This is a genomic window from Polaromonas sp., assembly GCF_031411155.1.
Classification (GTDB): domain Bacteria; phylum Pseudomonadota; class Gammaproteobacteria; order Burkholderiales; family Burkholderiaceae_C; genus Polaromonas.
This window is the reverse complement of record NZ_JANOAL010000163.1, coordinates 1-6,726: the sequence shown is the minus strand read 5'-3', so window position 1 is coordinate 6,726 and position 6,726 is coordinate 1. Positions and strand designations below refer to the sequence as shown.

The 6,726-nt window shown below is 65.3% G+C and carries 6 protein-coding genes and 1 pseudogene; 1 reads left to right on the top strand and 6 read right to left on the bottom strand.

What is annotated here, in order from left to right; all coding sequences use genetic code 11:
- From RMO23_RS10690 to RMO23_RS10665, 6 genes are all read right to left on the bottom strand, one after another.
- The coding region (locus tag RMO23_RS10690) for an MFS transporter (protein WP_309681274.1) at positions 1–1,044 on the bottom strand (1,044 nt) is incomplete at its 3' end.
- A 2-nt stretch (positions 1,045–1,046) separates the two neighbouring features.
- Positions 1,047–1,592: a chalcone isomerase family protein gene (locus RMO23_RS10685; protein WP_309681272.1), complete on the bottom strand. Its 546-nt coding sequence runs from the start codon at positions 1,590–1,592 to the stop codon at positions 1,047–1,049.
- A gap of 23 nt (positions 1,593–1,615) precedes the next feature.
- Positions 1,616–2,854: a cyclopropane-fatty-acyl-phospholipid synthase family protein gene (locus RMO23_RS10680; protein WP_309681270.1), complete on the bottom strand. Its 1,239-nt coding sequence runs from the start codon at positions 2,852–2,854 to the stop codon at positions 1,616–1,618.
- Positions 2,851–3,615 (bottom strand): DUF1365 domain-containing protein, encoded by a 765-nt coding sequence (locus tag RMO23_RS10675; protein ID WP_309681268.1) that lies wholly within the window; start codon positions 3,613–3,615, stop codon positions 2,851–2,853. Before RMO23_RS10675 ends, RMO23_RS10680 begins: the two co-directional genes overlap by 4 nt.
- 161 nt (positions 3,616–3,776) lie before the next feature.
- Positions 3,777–5,069 (bottom strand): FAD-dependent oxidoreductase, encoded by a 1,293-nt coding sequence (locus tag RMO23_RS10670; protein WP_309681276.1) that lies wholly within the window; start codon positions 5,067–5,069, stop codon positions 3,777–3,779.
- A 442-nt stretch (positions 5,070–5,511) separates the two neighbouring features.
- On the bottom strand, positions 5,512–6,129 hold the full coding sequence (locus RMO23_RS10665) for a glutathione peroxidase (protein ID WP_309681266.1): 618 nt from the start codon (positions 6,127–6,129) through the stop codon (positions 5,512–5,514).
- A gap of 251 nt (positions 6,130–6,380) precedes the next feature.
- On the opposite strand from RMO23_RS10665, the pseudogene RMO23_RS10660 reads away from it, so the two are divergent.
- Positions 6,381–6,726 (top strand): annotated as a pseudogene (locus tag RMO23_RS10660) (ferritin-like domain-containing protein); the annotation flags it as partial.

Below are 6,726 nucleotides of genomic sequence, written 5' to 3'. Positions count from 1 at the left end.
ACCGTTGGCCTGAATCACGCCTGCCAGCATTGCACCGGGCAAGGCCAGGTCAGTGCCCAGCGCAATGCCCGATAGCGCGCAAATGGCCAAAAACGCCGTGGTCTGGCCTGCTCCAACCTGCGTAGCCCAGCTGAAAACGGCAATAGCCAGCGCCATGCCGCACAGCCAGGCGCTGCCCAGCCCGATGCGCTTGACCACCGCAAGCCAGAGCGGAATCGACAGCGCAGCAGACAAAAAATAGCTGCCTAAAAACAGCGGTTCCATGGCTGCCGGGGCCTGCAACCGGTCCTGGATAAAAAACAGCACAAGAGTGGCGGGCACGGCACTGGCAATGCCATTGAGCATGAACACCGCCAGCAGGCGGCGAAACGCGCGCTGGCGCAGGGGCTGCCAGAGCGCTAGCTTGGCACGGCTGCGCGGCAGGCGCGAAATGGGTCGGGGCGCGCGTGCCCAGGCCGCCCAGCCGACCACCAGTGCTATGAAAAAGATAGCTACCGTCGCGCGTAAACCCAGGGCTAGCGGCGTAATTGACGCCAAAATCACGCCAATCAGGCCTAGCCCTTCGCGCCAGCCGACGATGCGGCTGCGCTGGGCCTCATTGCCGCCCAGCATCGCGCCCCAGGACTGGTGCGCCACGCTGAGCGCGCTGTAGCCGGCGTAGGTCAGCAGCAGCAGGGCGGCGGCCCAGCCGGCCAGCGCGGTGGGGCCGCTGACCAGCGGAAAAAACAGCAGCGTAAAGCCCAGCGCCAGCACCGCCGCGGCCAGCGCGCCCAGCCGCAGCACGGCGCCGGCCGAACGCGCGAACAACCGGTCGCTGAGGCGGCCCAGCAGCGGGTCGATCAGCGCGTCAAACAGCCTGGCGCCCAGCAAAATCGCCCCCAGCGTGGCCAGCGGCACGCCCAACTCACGCGCATAGTGGTTCGGCAAGATCACATACAGCGGCAGCGCCACAAAGGCCAGCGGCAGGCCCAGCAAGCCATACAGCAGGCCGTTGCGCGCCGAAAAAACGGCGGGGGCGGCAGGGGCCGGCGGCGGCTGCGTCATGGTCAACCGCCCGCGCCCGCCAGCAGCGCCTCGCGCAATTGGGGCTCCGAGCTCTGGGGCGACAGCCAGATGCCGAAAAACAGCCGGGCAAACTCGGCATCGCGAATCTCGCCGCTGGCCTGGCCGTTGACCCAGAAGGCCGCGCCCACGCCCGGCCGGTGCAGGCCCAGAATGCGGTCGCCTTTTTTGACATCGGGAATCACCCGCAGCATCTGCGCCGTCCAGCGCGCCGCCTGGCTGTCGCTGAAAGCCGCGCCGCGGCGCATCTCGTGCAGCGAGCGACTGGCGATATCGGCGGCCTTGAAGTCGCGCAGGTAGGCCAGCTCCAGCGCCAGCGGCTGGCTGGCGTGGCGGCTGCGCTCAAAGCCGGCGGGCGCCCACAGCCGGGCGTCATAGACCTGAAAGCCCCAGACCGTGAGGCGGCCCTGGCCGATCAGCTGGCCGGCCGGCAGGGCCTGCTTCAATTCGGGCGGCAAGTCACCCGCATCCGGCGTCTGTGCCAGCGCCGCGCTGGCGCACAGCATAGCCGCCAGCAGGGCCAGCCACACCCGCCGCAGGCGCAGGGTGCGCGTCAGCGCCTGCGCAGGGTGAATTGCATCACGTCGGTGTTGGCCTGCGCAAAAGCCGCTTCGCAGTAGGCCAGGTAGAACTCCCATATGCGGATAAACCTCTTGTCAAACCCGAGTTGAAGCACCCGTGACTCCTGGGCCAGAAAATCGTCGCGCCAGATCTTCAGGGTGCGCGCGTAGTCCTGGCCAAACGACAACTCGTCCACCACCTCCAGCCCGGCGGCCGCGGCCTGGGTCCGGAACTCGCGCGGGCAGGGCAGGCAGCCGCCCGGGAAGATGTACTGCTGGATGAAGTCGGTCGAGCTGATGTAGCGCTCGAACAGCGCGTCGGCAATCACGATGCTCTGGATGCAGGCATGGCCGCCGGGCTTGAGCAGGCGGGCGACGGTGCGGAAGTACTCGGGCCAGTACTCGCGGCCCACGGCCTCGACCATTTCAATCGAGCAGATCGCGTCAAACGGCGCATCGGGCGTGGTTTTGCCGATGTCGCGGTAGTCCTGCAAACGCAGCTCTGCCCGAGCGCGGACGCCTGCGCGTTCCATGCGCGCGTTGGCCCAGGCCAGCTGCTCGGTGCTCAGCGTCACGCCGACGAGCGAGGCGTCAAATTCGGTGGTCGCCATCTCGGCCAACGCGCCCCAGCCGCAACCGATCTCCAGCACGCGGTCGCCCGGCTGCACGCGCGCCATGCTCAGCGCGCGCCGCACCTTGGCGTTCTGCGCTTCTTTCATCGGGGTGGCAGGGGTTGTAAACAGGGCCGACGAGTAGTTCATCGTGCCGTCGAGCCAGAGTTCGTAAAACGCGTTGCCCAGGTCGTAGTGCGCGTGGATGTTTTTCTGGCTGTTGGCCTTGGTGTTGCGGTTGAGCAGGTGCCTGACGCGGTAGGCCAGGCGGCCCAGCCAGCTGCCGTAGATCACGTCTTCCACTTCCTTGCGGTTGGCGATGAAGACCTGCAGCAGATCGCTCAGGTGCGGCGTGGTCCAGTCACCGGCGATATAGCTTTCGGCAAAGCCGATGTCGCCCGAGCGCAGCGCGGCGCTGCAGACATTCCAGTTGTGCAGGTGCAGGCTGGCCATGGGGGCGGTGCCCGAGCCAAAGCGCTGCAGCGAGCCGTCGGGCAGCTGGACCGTCAGCGTGCCGTGCTTCAGGCGCAGCAGCAGCTTCAGGGTGGTGCGCGCCGCCGACGGGGCATCGCCCGGCAGGGCAAAGGGCTGGCGCGTGGAGGAGGTGTTGAGGGTATTCATCGCGTGACAAAGGTTTTGGGGGGCTTGGGTTTGCGGATCAAGGGCACACGTTTGCACCAGAGCCTGAAGGCCTGCCAGTGGATGCGGGCCATCACGCCCAGCGTCATCGCCGGGTAGCCCCACAAGGCCTTGCGCAGGCTGGCCGGGGTGACGGGCTCCAGCGCGCCGCTGACGCTGGTCTCCAGCAGCGGGCCGGCCTTGTCGTCGTAGTCGATGCGGGCTACGGTTTTTTTCAGGCCGTCGTTGTCGATGTGCAAAAAGCGGAAACGGTAGCTGCCTTCAAGTGTGCAAAACGGCGAGACATGAAACACCTTGTCGGCGCTCAGTTCCTGGCCGTAGCGGGGGGCGTCGAGCAGGTAGCAATGGCGCTCGCCAAAGGTGTTGTTGACCTCCACCACGATCGCGCGCAGCGCGCCGTCGGCCCGGTGGCAGTACCAGAAGCTGACTGGCTTGAAGGTGTAGCCCAGCACCCGCGGGTAGGTGTGCAGCCAGACTTCGCCGCCGGCGTCATCCACGCCTTCGCGCAGCAGCAGGGCGTCGAGCCAGGTCAGCGCGTTATCGCCGCCGTCGCCGTGGTCCTGGTCAAAAAAGCTCAGCAGGCCGCGCCGGTTGTGCGCCAGCGCGCCGCTGCCGTACTGGTGCAGGGCGCGCATCGGCAGCATCAAGAAATAGGTCGGGTAAGCAAAGGCGTTGCGCGCCGGGCGCAGCCGCGTGTGGCGCACCTGGCCAAACCCAATCAGTGGAGCTCCAACGCTGTTCACTTCGTGTAATGCGCGAGGCCTTGCAGGCCGCGGCTCGCGAGACGCTTCACCTCTGTCGCCTGTCCAAACCTGCTCAAGCAGGTTTGGAGCCGCAGGCTTCAGCCCCTCAGGGGCTGTGCTTGCTAGGGGCGGCCCGTCGCTGCGCACGTGTGGCGTTGCACTCATTTTCCTGCCCCTGCGGTTTCAAGCAGCAACTGGCGGGCCGCCTGCAGGCCCGACTTGAGGCCGTCCTCGTGAAAGCCATAGCCGGTCCAGGCGCCGCAGAAATAACTGTGCTGCAGGCCTTGCAGGGCAGCCAGCTGCTGCTGCGCGCGGATCGCCGCTGCGTCAAACACCGGATGTGAATAGTCAAATTCGCCCATGATGTGTTTACGCGCAATCTCGCGCAGCGGATTCAGCGACACCAGCACCGGCTGGGTAAACGGCAGCGGTTGCAGGCGATTGAGCAGGTAGTGCAGGCAGACCGTGGCCGACTCGCGCCCGCTCGGCTGGGCGCGCTCGTAGTTCCAGGCGGCCCAGGCCAGCGGGCGCGCGGGCAGCACCGAGGCATCGGTGTGCAGCACGGCGCGGTTCGGCTGGTAGCGGATCGCGCCCAGGGCCGCGCGCTCGGCCGGGCTGGCACCGGCCAGCAGGGCCAGCGACTGGTCCGAATGCGTGGCCAGCACCACCTTGTCAAAGCGCTCGGCCTGGCCGTCGGTGACGATGCGCACGCCTTCCGCGCTGCGCTCGACCCGCCGCACTGGCGTGTTCAGGCGCTTGTCGCCAATGCGGGCGGTAATTTTTTCGACATAGTGGCGGGCCCCGCCCCGGACCGTCCACCATTGCGGCCGGTTGGTGATCTGGAGCAGCCCGTGGTTGTGACAAAAGCGGATCATGGTCGCCACCGGAAACTGCAGCATCTGGTCCGTCGGGCAGGACCAGATGCAGCCCATCATGGGCAGGAAATACCAGTCGCGAAACGCGTCGGAAAACTTTTCGGTACGCAAAAAGTCGCCGAGCGGCTGCATCATCGCGGCCTCGGCGCCCGCGCTGGCCAGCGCGGTGGTGATGCGGTTAAAACGCACGATGTCGGCCAGCATGCGCAGAAACTTGGGGCGGGCCAGGTTGCCGCGCTGGGCAAACACGCTGTTCAGGCTGCAGCCGCTCCACTCCAGGCCCTGGCCGCCGATGGCATCGACCTTGACCGAAAACGACATGTCGGACTTCGCGGTGTCCACGTCGAGCTCGGCAAACAGCCGGATCAGCTCGGGGTAGGTGCGCTCGTTGAAGACCAGGAAACCGGTGTCCACGCCATGGCAGACCGGGCCTTGCGGCGTGGGCAGGGTGATGTCTACCGTGTGGGTGTGGCCGCCGAAGTAATCACCGGCTTCAAACAGGGTGACCGCAGCCTGGCGGTGCAGTGCGTACGCCGCCGCCAGGCCAGAGATGCCGGAGCCGATGATGGCGACGCGCAAGGGGGCGCGGCTCATGCGCGGCACCCGGTCGCGGCCGGGAAGATAAAAACGTTGCGAAGCGCCCCAAAGCGAACAAGGGAGGGAGGGAGGAGGAGGACCGCCCCGGGATTGCAGCCGGACCGAAAAGGCCCGGAAGGCTTCGCAACAAGTAAACTGTTTTTGAGCCGGCGCGCCTTGACGGAGCAAATTGCGCTGGCCTGTTTAGGAGCCCGCCTTGGCCGCGTGAGTTCCCGCCGTGGCAGGCATGGTCCAGGTAAAGTTTTGTTAATGCAGAAATGACGCATGGCCGCCGCCCGGTCAGGCGTCGGCGTCGCCTGGCTCTTCAAAAAAGATGAAATTACCGATTGGTCGAAATAGTGACTGATTGGTAACTTCTTGTCAAGCCCACCCAAACCCCGGCTTGACGGGCTTGACGGTCTTGGGGACTGGACGGCGTAAAGACCTATTGGACGGCGAGCTGCTTCTCGATTTCCTTGACGAACTGGCGGCTGGACGGGCTGGCCAGCGAGTTGAAGCCGACCACGCTGAGCCCATCGCGCGCAATCACGTACTTGTAAAAATTCCAGCGCGGCGGGGTGTCGGTTTTGGCGGCCAGTTGCTTGAACAGCGGGTTCGCGTCCTTGCCGGCCACGCTGCTTTTGGTGAACATCGGGAATTTCACGCCAAAGGTGTTCTCGCAGAAATCGGCAATCTGCTTGTTGCTGCCGGTTTCCTGTGAAAAGTCGTTGGACGGAAAGCCCAGCACCACCAGCCCCTTGTCCTTGTACTTGGCGTACAGCGCTTCCAGGCCCTCGTACTGCGGGGTGAAGCTGCAAAAGCTGGCGGTGTTGACGACCACCACCACCTTGCCGCTGTACTGGCACAGCGACTGCGGCTGTTCGTCCTGCAGGCGCAGGAAATTGTGTTGCAGCAGCGCGCTGCAACTGGCGCGGGCGGCTGGGGCCGCAGCGGGTGCGGGCGCGGGCGTGGCGGCGCGGGCCGCTGGCGCCGACAGTGCGCAGCCCAGAACCAGAACGCTCAGGCAAACGGGTGAGACGCGAAATTGAGGGAAGGGGGTCATGGTGAACTCGCTGGCAAGACATGAAACAGGTACGCAGCCACCATGCCCGCAGATTCAATCCAGGTCAAGCGCCTGGCCTTTTTTGTCGGCCAAGGCGCCGTCCAGGGCTTCCTGAACGCCTGAACCGGGGCCTGGGGCAGCCGCAAGTCACCACTTGTCACATTCGCCGCCTAAAATCGTGTTCTTGACCAGGATGGGGCGGCCGCACATCCAGGGCAGGTTTCCCGGCGTATTCCCGGCAAGGAGTTCACATGCTGTATCCCGAACTGTTCAAACAACTCGAATCTGTCCGCTGGGACATGGACAAGGACATTCCCTGGGCCAGTTTTGACGCGTCCAGGCTCACCGACGAGCAGGCCCAGACCATCAAGATGAACGCCATCACCGAATGGTCGGCGCTGCCCGCCACCGAGATGTTTTTGCGCGACAACAAGGACGACAGCGATTTCTCGGCCTTCATGTCGATCTGGTTTTTTGAAGAGCAAAAGCATTCGCTGGTGCTGATGGAATACCTCAGGCGCTTTCGCCCCGAGCTGGCGCCGACCGAGCAGGAACTGCACGAGGTGCGCTTCGAGTTTGAACCGGCGCCGGCGCTGG

Excerpts from the sequence above, each read along its gene's own strand:
- RMO23_RS10680 (WP_309681270.1), bottom strand. The coding sequence starts at position 2,854 with ATGAATACCCTCAACACCTCCTCCACGCGCCAGCCCTTTGCCCTGCCG.
- RMO23_RS10665 (WP_309681266.1), bottom strand. The coding sequence starts at position 6,129 with ATGACCCCCTTCCCTCAATTTCGCGTCTCACCCGTTTGCCTGAGCGTT.